Raw genomic sequence first — 17,206 nt, 5'->3', positions numbered from 1 at the left:
GATGGAGGCACGCGGATGAGCGACGACGTCGGAATGCTGTGCGAACCGTATCTTCTGCTGCCGGACGAGACCGGAGTCGAAGTCGCCTGGGTCACCGACCGGAGGCCGCGCGCGAGCCGCCTGGTCTTCGCGCCGATCGAGCGCGCGGAGCGCCTTGCGCGTCTCACGCCGGACGAACTTCACCGGGCCAACCTCGGTGCCCTCCTGCCAGGGGCAAGCGCGGTCGAAACCGTCTGCACTCGCCTCCCCGCCATGGCGGAGGATCGCGACAGCGCGCTCCCGACCGAGCTGATCGAGCTGCGTCGGGCCCTCGAGACCGAGGTCATCGTGTCGCGCGAGGTATGGCGCGTCTCTGCCGACGCCACCGGGCTCGTGCCGGGCCAGGACTACGCGTACCGAGTCGTCAGCGACGGAGCCACGTCCACGGTCGCTCGCCTCACGGCCGCTCCCCCGCCCGACGCGCCGCTCCTGCGCATCCTGCTGACCAGCGATCATCAGCTCGGCGCGCCCGTGCCTGCCGCGATGCAGCAGGCCTCAGCCGTGGTCGGCCCGTTCGACGCAGTCTTCTACGCAGGCGACTTCGTGAACGTTCCCGACCGCGCCTCCGAATGGTTCGACGACGCCAGAGGGTCAGCGTTCTTCCCGGCCATGCGGAGCATCCTGCCGAGCACCCCGATCTTTCCCGTGGTCGGCAATCACGAGGTCCAAGGCAGGAGGGCGGCGGGGGCCGGGCTGCCTGCATCGTTCGACAACGCGTTGCCGCTCGCCGTCTCCGCCGATAGCCACAGCCTGTCCAACTACGAGGGGCTGTTTCCCTCAGCGTCCGGGCAGCGCTACTACGCCGTCACGTTCGGCGGCGTGCGCATCATCGCGCTCAGTGCGGCACGCGTCTGGCGGTCGGGCCGTGCCGACGAGCGTCCCGAGGCCCGCAACGTCTCGAGCAGGTACCAGGAGTCACGCGACGTGCTCGACGACCCGCTCGCCCAGCGCCACGGTTCGCACATTATCGACGACCTGAGCGTCGGCAGCACGCAGCACACCTGGCTGCGACGCGAACTGCAGAGTCCGGAGTTCGCTGAGGCGAGGCTGCAGGTCGTCGTCATGCACGAGAGCCCGCACAGCATCGGCGTGAACGCGATGCCGCACTTCGCGCATCCCGTTCGCTTGGAGGAGCGGGATGCGACTGGGCGGGTGACCGGGGTCCGCTACGACTACCCGTCGAGCGAGAACATCCTGTTGCGCGACGTCGCGCCACTGCTCGAGGCGGCCGGGGTCGACCTCGTGGTCGGGGGCCACTCCCACCTCTGGTCCAGGTTCACGTCGCCCGCGGGCGTGCACTACCTCGAGACCTCGCACGCGGGCAGCACCCACGGAGCGTTCGAGAGCGGCGGCGGACGTCACCGCGCCCGCCCGCCTCGCCTCTGGAACTCCCACAACGCCCTCGCGCAGGGCGACCCGGGCGGCCTCGCCCCGGTCGTGCCGAACATCCGCCCCCAGCTGGGACCCGAAGGGCAGCCGCTCCCGTACGTCGCCGACCCGAAGCTGAGCGTCTTCAGCGTGCTGACCGTGTCAGCGGATGCGGGTGCCCTGGTCGAGAGCTACGTGGTCGACTCGCGCACTCAGGAGGCTCCCGCTCAGCTGTTCGACGCGTTCCCGCTGGGGTAATCACGCGCGGCGCGGTCGCGCGCCGCCCTGAGGAGCTTCGGGCCGAAGGTCCACAGCAGGACGGCGAGCACGGCGATCCCTCCCCCGGCCCACAGACCGGCAGTGGGTGAGACGACGAAGTCGAAGACGAAGAGCACGATGCCGACGAACAGCAGCGTCGCCGCGACGAGGCAGACGAGGAGGATCACACTCGCCGCGTGCACCAGCTGCGCCTTCGCTCGCTCCTGGAAGAGCACGCGGTGCAACATGACCGGTGCGAGGGCCAACAGGGTGACGACGACGGCGAAGATGACGAGGCACAGGTAGAGCACGTGGTCAAACGGCCCCAGCTCCGTGAAGCGCTGCTGGAACGGCAGCGTCAAGAGGAAGCCCGCCATGATCTGCGTGCCCGTCTGCAGGACACGGAACTCCTGCATGAGCTCGTTCCAGTTGCGGTCGTAGCGTTCGTTGGGAGTCTCGTCCCGCCCGTCGTCAGGCGTGGTGGAGACCTCGTTGTCGACCATGACTTCTCCTGCGTTCCTGGAGGTGCCGGGTGTTTCGTCGTGCTGGTGGGTCCGGCGCACCCCGAGCCGAGGGCCGGGGACGCGCCGGACTCAGCGGTCAGGACAGGTCGCTGACGCCGTCCTGGCGTCGGCGGTCCTGCGAGCCCTCGTCGTCGACGGCACCGTCGCCAGCCTCGAAGGTCTCGTCGCGGCGCACCTGGCGGTGCTCCTCCTGGTGCTCATGCTCCTCGCGAAGTTCCTCGTTCTTGTCGTGTCCCATGGGATCTCCTTCGATCGTGCTCGGGGGAACCGTGCTCGCCCCCGGCGGCGGGGCGCCGCTGCCCAGAGCGTAGCGCGCGCGGCCCGGATCACGGCAAGAGCTGGTCGCGTTCACCAGGACGAAAACGACCCCAACTCCTCCCCGGGTGCGGCCTCCGAGACCGCGGGCGGAGTTGTGGTCGCCAAAACGCGCCGGAAGCGACCACAAGTCCGCCCTCGAGCGGCGGCGGCGCGGCGCGGCGTTGTCGGGTGAGACGCGTCGAGGCGGCACCGGCCAGATTCTGGTCGGTGCCGCCTCGAAGGTGGCGCTACGGGGCGCGGGGTTAGAAGTCCCAGTCCTCGTCTTCGGTGTTGACGGCCTTGCCGATGACGTAGGAGGAACCCGACCCGGAGAAGAAGTCGTGGTTCTCGTCGGCGTTCGGCGAGAGGGCCGACAGGATCGCCGGGTTCACGTCGGTGACGCTGGAGGGGAACATGGGCTCGTAGCCGAGGTTCATGAGCGCCTTGTTGGCGTTGTAGTGCAGGAACTTCTTGACGTCCTCGGCCAGGCCGACTTCGTCGTACAGGTCGTGCGTGTACTGCACCTCGTTCTCGTACAGCTCGAAGAGCAGCTCGAACGTGTAGTCCTTCAGCTCCTGGCGCTTGGCCTCGTCGACGAGCTCGAGCCCCTTCTGGAACTTGTACCCGATGTAGTAGCCGTGCACTGCCTCGTCACGGATGATGAGGCGGATGAGGTCGGCCGTGTTGGTCAGCTTCGCGTGGCTCGACCAGTACATGGGCAGGTAGAAGCCCGAGTAGAACAGGAACGACTCCAGCAGCGTCGACGCGATCTTCCGCTTGAGCGGGTCGTTGCCGTGGTAGTAGTTCATGACGATCTGCGCCTTGCGCTGCAGGTTCTCGTTCTCCGTGGACCAGCGGAACGCGTCGTCGATCTGCGGCGTGCTCGAGAGGGTCGAGAAGATCGACGAGTAGCTCTTGGCGTGCACCGACTCCATGAACGCGATGTTCGTGTAGACGGCCTCCTCGTGCGGCGTCAGCGAGTCGGGGATGAGGCTGACGGCGCCGACGGTTCCCTGGATCGTGTCGAGCAGCGTGAGCCCCGTGAAGACGCGCATGGTGAGTGTCTGCTCGGCCGGCGTGAGCGTGTTCCACGACTGCACGTCGTTCGACAGCGGCACCTTCTCCGGCAGCCAGAAGTTGTTGACGAGTCGGTTCCAGACCTCGACATCCTTCTCATCCGGGATGCGGTTCCAGTTGATCGCCTGGACCTTCTCGAGAAGGTGGCTCGTCTCGACCTGCGGGTTCATCTGCGTGAGTTCTTTTCTGTCGCGTTCGTGCGGGAATGGTCGGGCATTCGCCCAGAGGCCGGCCTGGCCGAGGAGGGGCTGTTACAGCATGCAGCTGACGCAGCCGTCGACCTCGGTGCCCTCGAGCGCGAGCTGACGAAGACGGATGTAGTAGATCGTCTTGATGCCCTTCTTCCACGCGTAGATCTGCGCGCGGTTGATGTCGCGGGTCGTCGCCGTGTCCTTGAAGAAGAGCGTCAGCGACAGGCCCTGGTCGACGTGCTGCGTCGCCTCGGCGTACGTGTCGATGATCTTCTCGTAGCCGATCTCGTAGGCGTCCTCGAAGTACTCGAGGTTGTCGTTCGAGAGGTACGGCGCCGGGTAGTAGACGCGGCCGAGCTTGCCTTCCTTGCGGATCTCGATCTTCGACGCGATCGGGTGGATCGACGAGGTCGAGTGGTTGATGTAGCTGATCGACCCGGTCGGCGGCACGGCCTGCAGGTTGCGGTTGTACATGCCGTGCTTCTGCACGAGCTCGCGCAGCTCAGCCCAGTCGGCCTGGGTCGGGATGTGCATGCCCTCGAAGAGCTCGCGGACGCGTTCCGTCTTGGGAGCCCACTCGACGTCGACGTACTTGTCGAAGAACTCGCCGGTCGCGTAGGTGGAGCGCTCGAAGCCGGCGAAGGAACGGCCACGCTCGGTCGCGATGAGGTTCGAGGCACGGATCGCGTGGAACACCACCGTGTAGAAGTAGATGTTCGTGAAGTCGAGAGCCTCTTCCGAACCGTAGAAGATGCGCTCGCGTCCCAGGAATCCGTGCAGGTTCATCTGGCCGAGGCCGATGGCGTGCGACTCGTCGTTGCCCTTCGCGATGGACGGCACCGAGGCGATGTGGCTCATGTCGCTCACGGCGGTGAGGCCGCGGATCGCCGTCTCGACGGCCGTCGCCAGGTCGCGCGAATCCATGGCGGCCGCGATGTTCATCGAACCCAGGTTGCAGGAGATGTCGTTGCCGATGGTCTCGTAGCCGAGGTCGTCGGTGTAGGTCGTCGGCGAGTTGACCTGAAGGATCTCCGAGCACAGGTTTGACATGTTGATGCGTCCCTCGATGGGGTTCGCACGGTTCACCGTGTCCTCGTACATGATGTACGGGTAGCCCGACTCGAACTGGATCTCGGCGAGCGTCTGGAACAGCTGGCGAGCGCTGATCTTCGTCTTCTGGATGCGCGCGTCGTCGACCATCTCGTAGTACTTCTCCGTGACGGAGATGTCGCCGAACGGCTTGCCGTAGACGCGCTCGACGTCGTACGGGGAGAAGAGGTACATGTCCTCGCCGCGCTTGGCGAGCTCGAACGTGATGTCGGGGACGACGACGCCCAGCGAGAGCGTCTTGATGCGGATCTTCTCGTCGGCGTTCTCGCGCTTCGTGTCGAGGAACCGCATGATGTCCGGGTGGTGCACGTTGAGGTACACGGCTCCCGCACCCTGGCGCGCGCCGAGCTGGTTCGCGTAGGAGAAGGAGTCCTCCAGCAGCTTCATGATCGGGATGATGCCAGAGGACTGGTTCTGGATCTGCTTGATCGGGGCGCCGGACTCGCGGATGTTGGAGAGGTTGAACGCGACGCCGCCGCCGCGCTTGGAGAGCTGCAGCGCGGAGTTGATGGAGCGGCCGATGGACTCCATGTTGTCCTCGATGCGGAGGAGGAAGCAGGAGACGAGCTCGCCGCGCTGCTTCTTGCCCGTGTTGAGGAACGTGGGGGTCGCCGGCTGGAAGCGGCCGGCGATCATCTCGTCGGCGAGCGAGGTCGCGAGCACCTCTTCACCCTGTGCGAGGCCGAGCGCGACCATGAGCACGCGGTCCTCGAAGCGCTCGAGGTAGCGCTTGCCATCGAACGTCTTGAGGGCGTACGAGGTGTAGAACTTGAACGCGCCGAGGAACGTGGGGAAGCGGAACTTCTTCGCGTAGAGGCGGTTGCGGAGCTGCTCGATGAACGAGTGGGAGTACATCGCGAGCGTCTCGGGCTCGTAGTACTCGTTCTCGACGAGGTACTCGAGGCGCTCTTCGAGATCGTGGAAGAAGACCGTGTTCTGGTTGACGTGCTGGATGAAGTACTGGTGAGCGGCTTCGCGGTCCTTGTCGAACTGGATCTGGCCGTTCTCGTCGTACAGGTTGAGCATCGCGTTCAGCGAGTGGTAGTCGAGCGTGTTCGCCGCCGTTGGTGCGTTCATCGTGATGACACTTGCGTCGTCGAGAGCGGTTGTTGCTGCCAAAACCTGTCCAATCCAGAGTTGACTGCGGCGACGTCGTCTGGCGTGCCGAAGAGTTCGAAGCGGTAGAGCGTGGGTACGCCGCACTTCGCAGAGATGATGTCGGCAGCCAGGCCGTAGCCCTTGCCGAAGTTCGTGTTCCCGCCGGCGATGACGCCGCGGAGGAGCTCGCGGTTGCGCGGCTCGTTCAGGAACCTGATGACCTGCTTGGGGACGGCCCCGCGCCCATCTCCCCCGCCGTAGGTGGGGAGGATGAGCACGTAGGGCTCGTCTGCGACAAGCTGGGGTTCGCTCGGGAAGAGCGGGATGCGGCTCGCTGGCCGATCGAGCTTCTCGACGAAGCGACGCGTGTTCTCGGAGACGCTCGAGAAGTAGATGAGCCCGGTCATGGGTGCAGTCCCTTCTTCAACAGCGGCGAGAGCAGCGAGGTGCGACGGCTAGGCCGTGGCGAGAGCAGCCAGCTGGCTGATCTTGTCGGGACGGAACCCCGACCAGTGGTCGTCACCGGCGATGACGACGGGAGCCTGCATGTAGCCGAGCTCCTTGACGGTCTGGAGTGCCTTCTCGTCGGCGGACACGTCGAAGATCTCGTACTCGATGCCCTGCTTGTCGAGGGCACGGTAGGTGGCGGTGCACTGCACGCATGACGGCTTGCTGTAGACGGCGATTGCCATGGTCTTCTCCTGGTTCCTAAGTGCTGTGGGGAGTGCTATTCGTGCAGTGCGGTGAACGCGTCTCGTCCGGTCTTCCGCGGCCCTGCCGGAGCAGTCTCACGCGGTGCCAGGCGGATGAACCCCCGTTGTGTCGCAGTTTCCCGCGGCCACTACATCTTGTGCTCGATGAGGCTACCACCACTAGATGCGGTGTTACAACCGTGTAGTTCTCCACAAGTCCTCCACAGAAAATGCCCCTGTTTCCGGCGTTTCTCCACCGGTTTTCGGCGGTTGTGCACAGTCTGTCCCCAACCACCGACATTCTGTGTCTGGGGCGTACGATTGTCGGCGCTGTGACGAACTATGCGACTGTACTCAGAACCCCAGGCCTGACACGACTCCTGCTCTCGCAGCTCGTCGCCAGGTTCCCCGCCGGCATGCTCTCGCTCGCGATCCTCATGCACATCGAGGACACGTACAGCAACTTCACCTCGGCAGGCGTCGTCCTCGCAGCGCTGAGCATCGGCCAGGCGGTCTCCGGACCGGTGGCCGGTCGCCTCATGACGTTCTGGGGCATGCGCCCCGTTCTCATCGCGACGATGGTCGCCTGCTCCGTCTCGCTCACGGCCTTGGCCCTCTGGCCGCCGGTGCTCTGGCAGGCCGCGATCATCGCCGTCCTGGCCGGGCTGACCATCCCTCCCGTGTCCCCGGCCGTCAGGACCATCTACCCCAAGGTGGTGAACGCGGCCCTCCTCTCTCGGCTCTTCTCCCTCGACGCCTCCCTCCAGGAGGTCATCTGGGTCATCGGCCCTGTCGCCACCACGGCCGTCGCGTTCGCGATCTCCCCCGCCGCCGGCATTCTCGTCGCGGCCGGCATCCTGCTCCTCGGCGGCCTCTGGTTCGTCGCGGCTCCCGAGGTGGGAAAGGTCCGCATCCCGAAGTCGAGGAGGAGAGCCGGGGCGGTGCTCCGCAACCCCGTCGTCGTGCTCATGTCGATCATCGGCGCGCTGCTCGTCGGCGCCTGCTCCGCCATCGAGGCAGCCGTCGTCGCCGAGTTCGGGCACGAGCGAGCCGAGACCGGGGTGCTGCTGGCGGTGTTCGCCGTCGGCTCGCTTGTCGGAGGCCTCGCATTCGGACATGTCCCACTGGCCCCCATGTCCCTCGCGCGCCGCATGGGCATCGTGTTCCTCGGCATCGGTCTCGCGCTCATCTCGACGAACCCGATCTGGCTCGGCGCGGCGTTCTTCGTGAGCGGCCTCGGCATCGCGCCGGTCTTCTCCGGCAGCTTCTCGGCCGTGTCCTCGAGCGTCAGGTTCAGCGAGAGCGCAGAGTCGTACGGGTGGATGGCGACTGGCCAGCTCATCGGGGCGGCCGCAGGATCCGCGCTCGCAGGCATCGCCAACGACCTCGCCGGCTCCCTCGGCGGGTTCCTGGTCAGCGCGGCGTTCGCGCTCCTCGGCGCGGCCGTCGCGCTCATCTGGCGTCGAAGCATCCCGGACCTGCGCGGCACCGACATCGCTCCGCGCCCCGACACAGAGCCGATGAACATCCTGAACGCGCCCTCCTGATCGACCCTCGCTCAGCCGCACGCCGAACGAAAGGCCTCCATGACCTCGCCGCTCTCCCCCAGCCTGACCATGAACGACGGCATCGAGATCCCACAGCTGGGGCTCGGGGTCTACAAGGTGCCCGACGAGGAGGCGACAAGAGTCGTCGTCGACGCCATCGACCTCGGCTACCGCCACATCGACACCGCCGCGTTCTACGACAACGAGGTGGGCGTGGGGCGCGGAATCCGCGAGAGCGGAGCACGTCGCACTGATCTCTTCGTCGCGACGAAGGTCTGGCACGACCGGCACGGCTTCGACGAGACGCTCGCCTCGTTCGACGAGAGCCTCGAGCGGCTCGGGCTGGACTACGTGGACCTCTACCTCATCCACTGGCCAGCCCCCGCGCAAGACAGGTACGTCGAGACGTGGCGAGCACTCGAGCGACTGCGCGACGAGGGCCGTGCACGCTCGATCGGCGTCTCGAACTTCAAGGGGCATCACCTCGACCGCCTGGCGGCAGAGACCGGCACGGTTCCAGCCGTCAACCAGATCGAGCTGCACCCCCGCCTGCCGCAGACCGAGACGCGCGCGTACAACAGCACGCACAGCATCCTGACGGAGGCGTGGTCCCCGCTCGCCAGAGGCACGCTGCTCCAGGAGCCCGCGCTCGTCGCGCTTGCCGAGAAGCACGACAGGACCGTCGCCCAGGTGGTGCTGCGCTGGCAGCTGGACCTCGGCAACGTCGTTATCCCCAAGTCCGTCCATCGCGATCGGCTCGCCTCGAACCTCGAGGTCTTCGACTTCAGCCTCGACGCCGACGACCTCGCAGTGATCGCCGCACTCGAATCCGGCGAACGAACCGGCAAGGACCCCGACCTCTTCTTCTGAGCGCCTCTCCTCGGCGCAGGTCGATCGCAGCGAACGTCTCGACGCGCGTTCTCTGGGGGAACTCGGAGCGCGCCCGACCCCGGCAGGTGCTTGCATGACACCTATGCGCACCACATTGAGGCGGCTCGGAGCCGCGACCGCCCTCACCCTGACGGCCCTCCTGCTCGCCGGATGCGCCAATGGCTCCTCCTCGGCCGAGTCCGCCGGGGCCCCGCAGGGTGTCGCGCAGGAAGACGCCGGCCAGGCCCCCATGGCGGGCGCCGCCGAAGAGGATCGCGATGTCGTGACGACGGGGTACGTGGGGATCCAGACGGGTGACGTGCCGGGCGTTCGAGAGCAGGTCGAAGCTCTCGTGGAGGCACGCGACGGCCGCATCGACGCTCGCTCGGAGACCGGTGGCGACGTCATCTCCGCGCAGCTGACGGCCCGCGTCCCGGCTGAGGACTACGACGCGTTCATCACCGAGCTGCGCGAGGTCGGCGAGGTCGTCTCGGTCGAGACCTCGGCGGTCGACGTGACCCTGCAGAAGACCGACATGGCCTCCCGGGTGGCGACGCTGGAGGCCTCGGTCACCTCCCTGCGGGGAATGCTCTCCTCGGCGACGGAGGTGGACGACCTCCTTGCCATCGAGACGACGCTCACCGAGCGCAGCGGCGAGCTGCAGAGCCTGCGCGCACAGCTCGAGGTGCTCGAGGAGAGCATCACCTACTCGACCGTGTCGATCTCGATCTCGAGCGACGCACCAGCGCCCGGCGGTGAGCCAGCCGGGTTCTTGGCCGGGCTGCGCGATGGCATGGCTGCCCTGTTCCGCGGGTTCGCGGCCTTCTGGACCGCGTTCGGCTTCGCGTTGCCCGGCCTCGTGCTCCTGACCGTCCTCGGCGCCGCGGCATGGCTCATCGTTCGGCTCAGCGTCAAGGGCGCCAGGACGAGGGCCGCCAGGCGAACGACAGCGCCGGCCGTCCCGCCACCCGCCCCTGCCGGCAGACAGACCTCGACGCGGCCGTCGGCATCCGGGGATGCGGCGCCGCCCGGAGCCGCGTCCTAGCCACGACTCGGCCAGCGCACCGCCGCGATCGCTAGTCTTGTGCAGGTCTCTCGCGCGCAGGCCGGCGCGGGCGACCCGCCACATCCACGTTGACCGAGGAGCACAGCATGGCTGCCGACGACACGAACACCAAGTTCGACCCTGATTTCGAGCCGGGCGACGACGACACGACGCGCATCGACGCCACCGAGGCCCCCGACCGGGCCCTGTCCGACGCCGAGATCCCTGGCGGACTCGAGGACGACCCGATCGCGCCCCCGCAACAGGTCGACCAGGACTCTGACTCCCTGACCGGGGAGAGCTCCGCGGTCAACGGGGAGAGCAACGCCGCCGCCGAGCTGAAAGCGCACGAGGCGAAGCTCACCCGCATCTTCCAGGCGACCGTCTTCGGCCCCGGCGACGAGCGCATCGGCCGTGTCGGCCAGGTGTACCTCGACGACCAGACTCGCGACCCGAACTGGGTCACCGTGAAGACGGGCCTCTTCGGCACCAAGGAGTATTTCATCCCGCTCGACCTCGCGGAGCTCGACGAGAAGCGGATCCTCGTGCCGTACACGAAGTCGCTCGTGACGAGCGCCCCGAGCACGGAAGTCGACCAGAACCTCAGCCCCGCCGAGGAGGACGCCCTCTACGTGCACTACGAGGTTCCCGGGCGCATGCCGGAGAACGGAACGGAGACGAGCCTCGTCGAGGGTGGGAGCGAGCTGCGCCCCGGCAGCGCCCCCGTCGTCTTCGAAGAACGCGCCGACGACCTCGGCGAGACCGACGAGGCGACCCTGGCCGAGGATGCGCTGCTCGCGGAGTCCGTCTCGGATTCGGCGTTCGACACGGAAGCCAGCCTCGATGCCCACGAGACCGCGGCTCCGCTGCTCACCGCTGATGACGACGACACTCGCCTCATCGCGACGGCCGAGGCAGCGGCTGACGATGACGAGTTCGAGGCGCCCACCGTCAATGAGTGGGAAGAGATCAGCTTCCAGCGTCCAGACGATGAGACGACCGACCCGAGCACCGCCGACCGCAACTAGGAGCATCCGTGCCTATCTTCGCCACGATCTACCACTACGAAGACGATTCAGACGCGACCCGCGATGAGCACCGACCCGCGCACCGGGCCTGGCTCGGCGAGCAGAAGGATGCTGGCGTTCTGAAGGCCTCCGGCCCGTGGGCTGCACCCCACGCCGGCGCGCTGCTCCTGTGGGAGAGCGACGACGAGGCATCGCTGCGCGAGCTGATCCCCGCCGATCCGTTCGCGCAGGTCGGAGTCATCCGACAGACCGATGTCTACGAGTGGACCCCGGTCTTCGGCCCGTTCGTCCCGTAACCGCACGCACGTCGCCAGACGAAGCCGGTCGCCGCACTCGCGGCGGCCGGCTTCGTCTCGGTGCGGTCGTCTACGCGCGGTTCTCGGCCCGCGCGGTCTCCTCGACTCGCGGCTTCTCGAAGAAGAGGACGATGACCGCCCCCACGAGGAACGCAGCGATCGGCAGCAGCAGCGCCTGCCCCATCGCGGCCGAGAACCCCTCGGCGACTGCGGCGGGCAGCTCGCCGCTGCTCTGCTCGGCCGCCTCCGCCGGCATTCCAGGCAGTTCCGCGGCGAGGCGCGAGCTGATGAGGGCCGCGATCGCGGCCGAGCCGAGCACGGACCCGACCTGGCGCGTCATGTTGTAGACCCCCGACCCGGCCCCCGCGAGCGCCGGCGGGAGGTTCCTCGTCGCGCTGGTCGCGAGCGGAGCCCAGAGGCCCGAGAGTCCGAGGCCGAGGAATGCGGGCGGGATCAGCAGCTGCCAGAGCGGCCGGTCTGCCGTCATGAGCAGCGACAGCCAGGTGAGCGACGCGGCGACGATGAGGAAGCCGGCGAAGGCGATCCAGCGCGGCTGGGTTCGGTCGGTGAGCCGGCCGACGAAGGGTGCCATGGCCCCGGAGACGACCGCCATGGGCACGAGCATGAGCGCGGCTTGCGTGGGTTCGAGGGCGCGCGCTGTCTGGAAGTAGAAGGCGATGGGCAGCGGCATCGACACGATGGCGAGCCCCAGCACCGAGATGCCGAGATTCGCGACCGTGAAGTTCCGGTCCCGGAACAGGCTGAGCGGCAGGAGGGGCTCCCTCCGGTTGAATCGCTGCCAGACCACGAAACCGGCGAGCACGACCCCGCCAGCGATGATGAGGCTCCACACGGAGATGGGCCCGGCGATCTGACCCCAGTCGAAGGTCTGGCCTTCCTGGATGCCGAACACGAGCAGGAAGAGGCCGACGGCGCTCAGCACGACCCCGAGCCAGTCGAAGGAGTGCGCTTTCGTCTCGAGGCTCGGCACGAGGCGCCAGGCCAGGATGAACGCGACGACGCCGACAGGCACGTTCACGAAGAAGATCCATTCCCAGCCGAGGCTGTCGACCAGGAATCCTCCGAGGATGGGCCCGACCAGCGTGGCGACGCCGGCGACCGCACCCCAGAGACCCATGGCTGCACCGCGCTTGTCGGGTGCGAAGATCCGGGTGATGACGGACATGGTCTGCGGCGTCATGAGCGCGGCGCCGAGGCCCTGAACTGCGCGGGCGGCGATCAGGGTCCCGATGTCGCCCGACAGGCCGCACCAGAGTGAGGCGAGCGTGAACACGACGAGGCCGATGAGGTAGATGCGCTTGGGCCCGAACCGGTCGCCGAGCCGGCCGGTGATGAGGAGCGGCACGGCGTAGCTGAGCAGGTAGGCGCTGGTGACCCAGATGACGGCGGTGATGTCGGTCTGCAGGTCCCGCAGGATCGCCGGGTTCGCGATGGAGACGATCGTCGAGTCCACCAGGATCATGAAGAAGCCGATGACGAGGGCCCAGAGGGCGGGCCAGGGGCGGGAGACAGTTTCCACGAGGGTGGATGCTACGCCCCTTGCAGATGCCACGCTCAGCGCCGACGGAATAGCGTGCATCCGTGGGGCGTTGTGCTCCCCGTACGCCCCGAGATAGGAGACGCATGGCAACCATCGACATCACCACTGAGACGTTCAAGGACACGGTCGACTCCTCGGGCATCGTGCTCGTGGACTTCTGGGCTGAATGGTGCGGCCCGTGCCGTCAGTTCGGTCCGATCTACTCCGCCGCGTCCGAGCGCCACGAGGACATCACGTTCGCGAAGGTCGACACCGAGAGCAACCAGGAGCTGTCCGCTGGCCTGCAGATCACGTCGATTCCGACGCTGATGGCATTCCGTGACGGCGTGCTGCTGTACCGCGAGCCCGGTGCGATGCCCCTCGCCGGGGTGGAGAAGCTGATCGAGGCACTCGAGAACGTCGACATGGATCAGGTTCGCGCCGAGATCGCCGAGAAGTCGGGCGCGGCGCCCGCAAGCGACGCGCAGTAGTCCCAGAGGCGCTCGCCCAGCTCGCTGTCGTAGCTGCGCCAGTGCGAGGTGCCCAGCACCGGGCGGCCTCGCGTGAGACGGGCCGGGACGATGGTCTCCCCGCCACAGAGCTCCGGGTCGGTCACGGCCCGGAGCTGGCACAGGGCGCCATCGTCCTTGCCTTGTGCGGCGACGGCGAGCAGCCCGTCGAGGGCTCGCTTGCCGAGCGAGGGTTCGTGCACGCCAGCCACCGTCGGTGTCAGTCCGCCGGTCGAGTATCCCGGATGCGCGACGAGGCTCCGCACGTGCCCTCCGGCGGCGCGCGCCCGCCGATCGCCCTCGATGGCGAGCACCTGGGTCGCGAGCTTCGACTGCGCATAGGCATTCCACGACGAGTAACCGCCGCGCAGCTGCACGTCCTGCAGGTGCGCGCGGGTCAGGGCGGGCGCGATGCTGCCGAGCCACACGATCGCCGCGCTTTCGCGGAGCGCTGCCTCGGCCGTCAGGCGGCTCAGCAGGGCGAAGTGTCCGAGCACGTTGGTCGCGAAGACCCGCTCGACGCCGTCGCTCGTCGTCTCGCGATCTGCGGGCGGGTGAACGACACCGGCGTTGAGCACGACACCGTCGAACCCGCCTCCGCCGTTCTGCCCCTCGAGTAGCGTCCGCGCGGCACCATCGACCTCGCTCAGCTCTGCGATGTCGAACGGCAGCGTGGCGGTGAGGTCCGGACGTCCGGTGCCGGCCGCGGCCGCGGCGAGTCGCGTGGCGCTGCGGCCCGTGATGACCACCTCCGCGCCCCGCCCGACGAGGCTTCTCGCCGTGAAGAAGCCGAGCCCCGTCGAGGCGCCGGTGATCAGGTAGCGGCGACCAGTGAGGTCGTGTCGCCCGTACTCGGCGGGTGCCCTCACTCGCCGGCGCCTTCCTGCGCCTCGACCAGGCAGCAGCCCGCGCCGAAGGGATCGACGAGGTTCGCCATCCTTCCGAAGGGGGTGTCCGCGGGCTCGCCGAGCACCACTGCCTCCTCGAAGGCACCGAAGCGTGCATCCTCGTCGCCCGGCCTCGGCCCGAACTGCGTGTCCCGGAACTCGGGCGGCCCAGCCATGGGGTGCGGGTCGTTCGGGTCGACCAGCGATGACGCGCCTGCGCCGATGGCGCGTGCGCGGGCCGCTTCGAAGTGGTCGTACCTGGGCATCATCTGCTCCTCACCGCTGAACGAGAGATCGGATGCGTCAGAGTCTAGGAGGGTCAGATCTCCACTGCCGGTGAGGCGCTGAGGTCGTAGCCGAAGGCGTAGAGGTGCACGACGATGCCGGGGGCCACTTCCTTCGGGCCCTCACGGTCGGTGAGATGAACGAAGCCGAGCCGTTCGTAGAGGCGATGGGCGCCGAGCATCTCCGGCCCGCTGTTCATGACCACGCGCGATGCCCCACGGTCTCGGCCAAGCGCGATGACGTGACCCGCGAGCGCCTGACCGATGCCTCGACCTCGGGCTTCAGGAGCCACCGCGAGCATGCGGAAGTCCAATTCTCCGGGCCGGGCGAGCTGGGAGATCCGCTCTCCAGGCCTCGGCGTCCACACCGAACCCAGGATCTGCCCCGTAGCTGTGTCCTCGGCCACCCAGACCTCATCGCGTCGCGCGCGGCTGGCGGCGTCGCGCAGGTCCTCCGCGTAGCTGGGGGTCACCTCGTAGTCGTTGCTGTAGGCGCGCTCGGTGAGCCTGCCGATGGCTTCGATCTCACCATGTCTGACCAGGCGGATGCGGATCCCCTCGGTCTGCGTCAGGTCGTAGCGGTAGGCCAGCTCCACGCCGGCCGTCTCGTCCTCGGTGTCCCGGCCCTTCACCCTGGCGAATCCGACGCGCTCGGCAAGCCGTCTGGCCTGCGTGTTCGCGGCACCCACGTCGAGGACGACCGCCCTCGCGCCGCCTCGGCGGGCGAGCTCGAGGCCCGCGTGGACCAGCGCATCCGCGACCCCTGCACCGCGCGCTTCGGGAGCCACCGCGGTGAAGCGCAGCTCGGCCTCGTCGCCGCGTGCGAGACGTGCGGGGTCCGTCCCGGCTCGAAGCACCGTCGTCGTCCCGATCACCGCGGAAGCCTGCGATCCGCTGCCATCGGCAACAGCCACGAGCACCGTGCCAGCCTCGCTTCGTGCGGAGACGTCCCGCTCCGCGGGTCGACGCCACTCACGCCACCGCGCACTGCCGTGGGAACCGGCGTCGAAGGCCCGAACCGTCAGAGCCCCAATGGCCTCGAATTCGTCCGTTCGTGCTTCTCGGACGATGAAACTGTCCGGGTTCGTGTTCGTGCGTGGCTCGACGCTAGCTGCGACGCTCATAGACCATCCAATACCTCTTCGGGCTCGGCGCGCCCGTATGTGCAACTGTCCAGCATACGACGACGCCGCGCGCCGTCGCCCAGACAGCGGATGAGCGGCGGTCAGTTCGCGTCGTCGACCGGCGTGATCACGCGGTGGGAGCCGGTCGCCGGATGTGCAGCCCTCGCACGCACCGCGGCGAGCTGGGCCTCGACGATGTCGGCGACGAGAGCGAGCGCGCGCTCCTCGAACTGCTCGTGCTCGTCCGCAGCCACATGCTGCGCGTCAACGTGCCGCAGCCAGGACGTGATCGCTCGGACGGACGCAGGTGTGTAGCCCATCGACTCGGCCACGGACCCGCCGAACAGGAACGCGACGGGCACGCGCAGCCCCGACAGCGCGTCGCGCGACCCGGATCCGGCGCCCACCGTCACGTCGGCACGCTCCTCAGACGCCCCGATGCCGCCGTTGATCAGCACGAGCGCTCCCACACGATCCGGATGCGCCACGGCGACGGCGACGGCGAGGTCTGCGGCGCCCGCAGCACCGACAAGCACCGCCCGCTCGATGGAGAAGTGGTCGAGCACCTGAACCACAGCCGGGATGCTGGTCGACGCAGCGGCCTCCGAGCTCTGGGCCCAGCCGAGGTCGTCGAGGGACGGCGCCAGCACGTGGGCGTCCGGAAGCAGCTCGGCGAGGGCTCCGGCGGTCGCGGAACGTGACTCGTCCAGGACCAGGAGGTTGTCGTGCTTGCGTCCTTGAGAGGAGAGCCACTCGAGGACCTCGACAGGGCCCTCATCGACGTCTACGTGCCGTCCTCCGGACCCGGATGCGCCGTCGTAGCGCCGTGCCGCATTGAGGGCTCGGAGCGCGCGCACGGGCGAGATTGCCTCATCACCCGTCATGCGATCCACTCCTTCGCTGGCTCTCCATGGTACGCACTCACGCTCCAGCGTAGACGCGGTGATGACCGCCCGACCGTTCCAGCGCAGAGGGCGCGCCTGGTCGAGCAGTCCATTTCAGTCTCGTACGGATTCCCGAAAGCCCAGATCACCTTCCGCGGGCACCGGAAACTCGCCGATGTCGACGCCGCTCCGAGCTGACCAGACGGTGGGTTTCCGCCCCATGACCCCGCGTGACACTTTTCGCCGGAATTCGCCCGCTATAGCGGGCGCAGAGCGTGATAGCGTTGGGCTCACGCGCTGAGTGTCGGGAAGCCGTCCAGTAGCACCGCAGTGAATACGGGTCGAGCGCGCGCCCCATCCGAATCGGAACTGCCCCCAGACAGCACCGACCCACGTACTTATCCACCCCTGATCTTTGCTCGTTCACGCTGTCGTGAACAGCAACCCGAATCTCTTCAGACTCGGGCAGCGCAGTCCTGCGCGAAATAGACCGTGCCTAATAAGCACAGATCCGTACGCGGATCAATCGCCCGAAGTA

General features: G+C 67.7%; 18 protein-coding genes. 7 read left to right on the top strand and 11 right to left on the bottom strand.

What is annotated here, in order from left to right; translation table 11 throughout:
• Positions 1-15 precede the first annotated feature (15 nt).
• Complete coding sequence (locus tag F8O03_RS04220; protein WP_151422740.1) at positions 16-1,665, top strand: metallophosphoesterase family protein; 1,650 nt, start codon at positions 16-18, stop codon at positions 1,663-1,665.
• On the opposite strand, the gene F8O03_RS04215 is transcribed toward F8O03_RS04220, so the two are convergent.
• The 6 genes from F8O03_RS04215 to nrdH all read right to left on the bottom strand — a co-directional run bounded on the left by F8O03_RS04215 (position 1,635) and on the right by nrdH (position 6,654).
• A complete protein-coding gene (locus F8O03_RS04215; RefSeq protein WP_151422739.1) occupies positions 1,635-2,168 on the bottom strand; it encodes a DUF6328 family protein in 534 nt (177 codons plus the stop codon). The genes F8O03_RS04220 and F8O03_RS04215 overlap by 31 nt on opposite strands.
• A gap of 97 nt (positions 2,169-2,265) precedes the next feature.
• Positions 2,266-2,427, bottom strand: a complete 162-nt coding sequence (locus tag F8O03_RS18005) for a hypothetical protein (RefSeq protein ID WP_167516467.1) — start codon at positions 2,425-2,427, stop codon at positions 2,266-2,268.
• Between the two features lie 322 nt (positions 2,428-2,749).
• Positions 2,750-3,733: a class 1b ribonucleoside-diphosphate reductase subunit beta gene (nrdF, locus tag F8O03_RS04210; RefSeq protein ID WP_104253749.1), complete on the bottom strand. Its 984-nt coding sequence runs from the start codon at positions 3,731-3,733 to the stop codon at positions 2,750-2,752.
• Positions 3,734-3,814: 81 nt separating this feature from the next.
• Complete coding sequence (gene nrdE / locus F8O03_RS04205) at positions 3,815-5,941, bottom strand: class 1b ribonucleoside-diphosphate reductase subunit alpha (RefSeq protein ID WP_151422738.1); 2,127 nt, start codon at positions 5,939-5,941, stop codon at positions 3,815-3,817.
• Positions 5,938-6,369 carry a class Ib ribonucleoside-diphosphate reductase assembly flavoprotein NrdI gene (gene nrdI / locus F8O03_RS04200; RefSeq protein ID WP_151422737.1) on the bottom strand — a complete coding sequence of 144 codons (432 nt, stop codon included), beginning with the start codon at positions 6,367-6,369 and terminating at the stop codon, positions 5,938-5,940. The genes nrdE and nrdI overlap by 4 nt, the downstream gene beginning before the upstream one ends.
• A gap of 48 nt (positions 6,370-6,417) precedes the next feature.
• A complete protein-coding gene (gene nrdH / locus F8O03_RS04195; RefSeq protein ID WP_068478736.1) occupies positions 6,418-6,654 on the bottom strand; it encodes a glutaredoxin-like protein NrdH in 237 nt (78 codons plus the stop codon).
• 332 nt (positions 6,655-6,986) lie between these two features.
• On the opposite strand from nrdH, the gene F8O03_RS04190 reads away from it, so the two are divergent.
• The 5 genes from F8O03_RS04190 (at position 6,987) to F8O03_RS04170 (ending at position 11,440) form a co-directional block, all read left to right on the top strand.
• Complete coding sequence (locus F8O03_RS04190) at positions 6,987-8,201, top strand: MFS transporter (RefSeq protein WP_151422736.1); 1,215 nt, start codon at positions 6,987-6,989, stop codon at positions 8,199-8,201.
• A 39-nt stretch (positions 8,202-8,240) separates the two neighbouring features.
• Entirely contained in the window at positions 8,241-9,071 is an 831-nt protein-coding gene (locus F8O03_RS04185; RefSeq protein ID WP_104253753.1) for an aldo/keto reductase, read from the top strand.
• Positions 9,072-9,174: 103 nt separating this feature from the next.
• Entirely contained in the window at positions 9,175-10,116 is a 942-nt protein-coding gene (locus F8O03_RS04180) for a DUF4349 domain-containing protein (protein WP_167516466.1), read from the top strand.
• Between the two features lie 107 nt (positions 10,117-10,223).
• On the top strand, positions 10,224-11,144 hold the full coding sequence (locus F8O03_RS04175) for a PRC-barrel domain-containing protein (RefSeq protein ID WP_151422734.1): 921 nt from the start codon (positions 10,224-10,226) through the stop codon (positions 11,142-11,144).
• Positions 11,145-11,152: 8 nt separating this feature from the next.
• The gene (locus tag F8O03_RS04170) at positions 11,153-11,440 is read left to right on the top strand and encodes a YciI family protein (protein WP_151422733.1); all 288 of its coding nucleotides are present in this window, start codon (positions 11,153-11,155) and stop codon (positions 11,438-11,440) included.
• Positions 11,441-11,510: 70 nt separating this feature from the next.
• On the opposite strand, the gene F8O03_RS04165 is transcribed toward F8O03_RS04170, so the two are convergent.
• Complete coding sequence (locus F8O03_RS04165; protein WP_151422732.1) at positions 11,511-12,980, bottom strand: DHA2 family efflux MFS transporter permease subunit; 1,470 nt, start codon at positions 12,978-12,980, stop codon at positions 11,511-11,513.
• A gap of 104 nt (positions 12,981-13,084) precedes the next feature.
• Between F8O03_RS04165 and F8O03_RS04160 the strand changes: the two genes are divergently transcribed.
• Positions 13,085-13,471, top strand: a complete 387-nt coding sequence (locus F8O03_RS04160) for a thioredoxin family protein (RefSeq protein WP_104253758.1) — start codon at positions 13,085-13,087, stop codon at positions 13,469-13,471.
• Here the strand turns inward: F8O03_RS04160 and F8O03_RS04155 are convergent.
• The 4 genes from F8O03_RS04155 to F8O03_RS04145 form a co-directional block, all read right to left on the bottom strand.
• Positions 13,411-14,358 (bottom strand): SDR family NAD(P)-dependent oxidoreductase, encoded by a 948-nt coding sequence (locus F8O03_RS04155; RefSeq protein ID WP_167516465.1) that lies wholly within the window; start codon positions 14,356-14,358, stop codon positions 13,411-13,413. The genes F8O03_RS04160 and F8O03_RS04155 overlap by 61 nt on opposite strands.
• The gene (locus F8O03_RS18000; RefSeq protein WP_167516464.1) at positions 14,355-14,642 is read right to left on the bottom strand and encodes a hypothetical protein; all 288 of its coding nucleotides are present in this window, start codon (positions 14,640-14,642) and stop codon (positions 14,355-14,357) included. The genes F8O03_RS04155 and F8O03_RS18000 overlap by 4 nt, the downstream gene beginning before the upstream one ends.
• A 53-nt stretch (positions 14,643-14,695) precedes the next feature.
• Positions 14,696-15,784, bottom strand: a complete 1,089-nt coding sequence (locus tag F8O03_RS04150) for a GNAT family N-acetyltransferase (protein ID WP_151422730.1) — start codon at positions 15,782-15,784, stop codon at positions 14,696-14,698.
• 101 nt (positions 15,785-15,885) lie between these two features.
• The gene (locus tag F8O03_RS04145) at positions 15,886-16,668 is read right to left on the bottom strand and encodes an alpha/beta hydrolase (RefSeq protein ID WP_151422729.1); all 783 of its coding nucleotides are present in this window, start codon (positions 16,666-16,668) and stop codon (positions 15,886-15,888) included.
• Positions 16,669-17,206 lie beyond the last annotated feature (538 nt).

The organism is Pseudoclavibacter terrae, assembly GCF_008831075.1.
Taxonomy (GTDB): Bacteria; Actinomycetota; Actinomycetes; order Actinomycetales; family Microbacteriaceae; genus Pseudoclavibacter; species Pseudoclavibacter terrae.
This window is presented reverse-complemented; position numbering and strand designations above follow the sequence as displayed.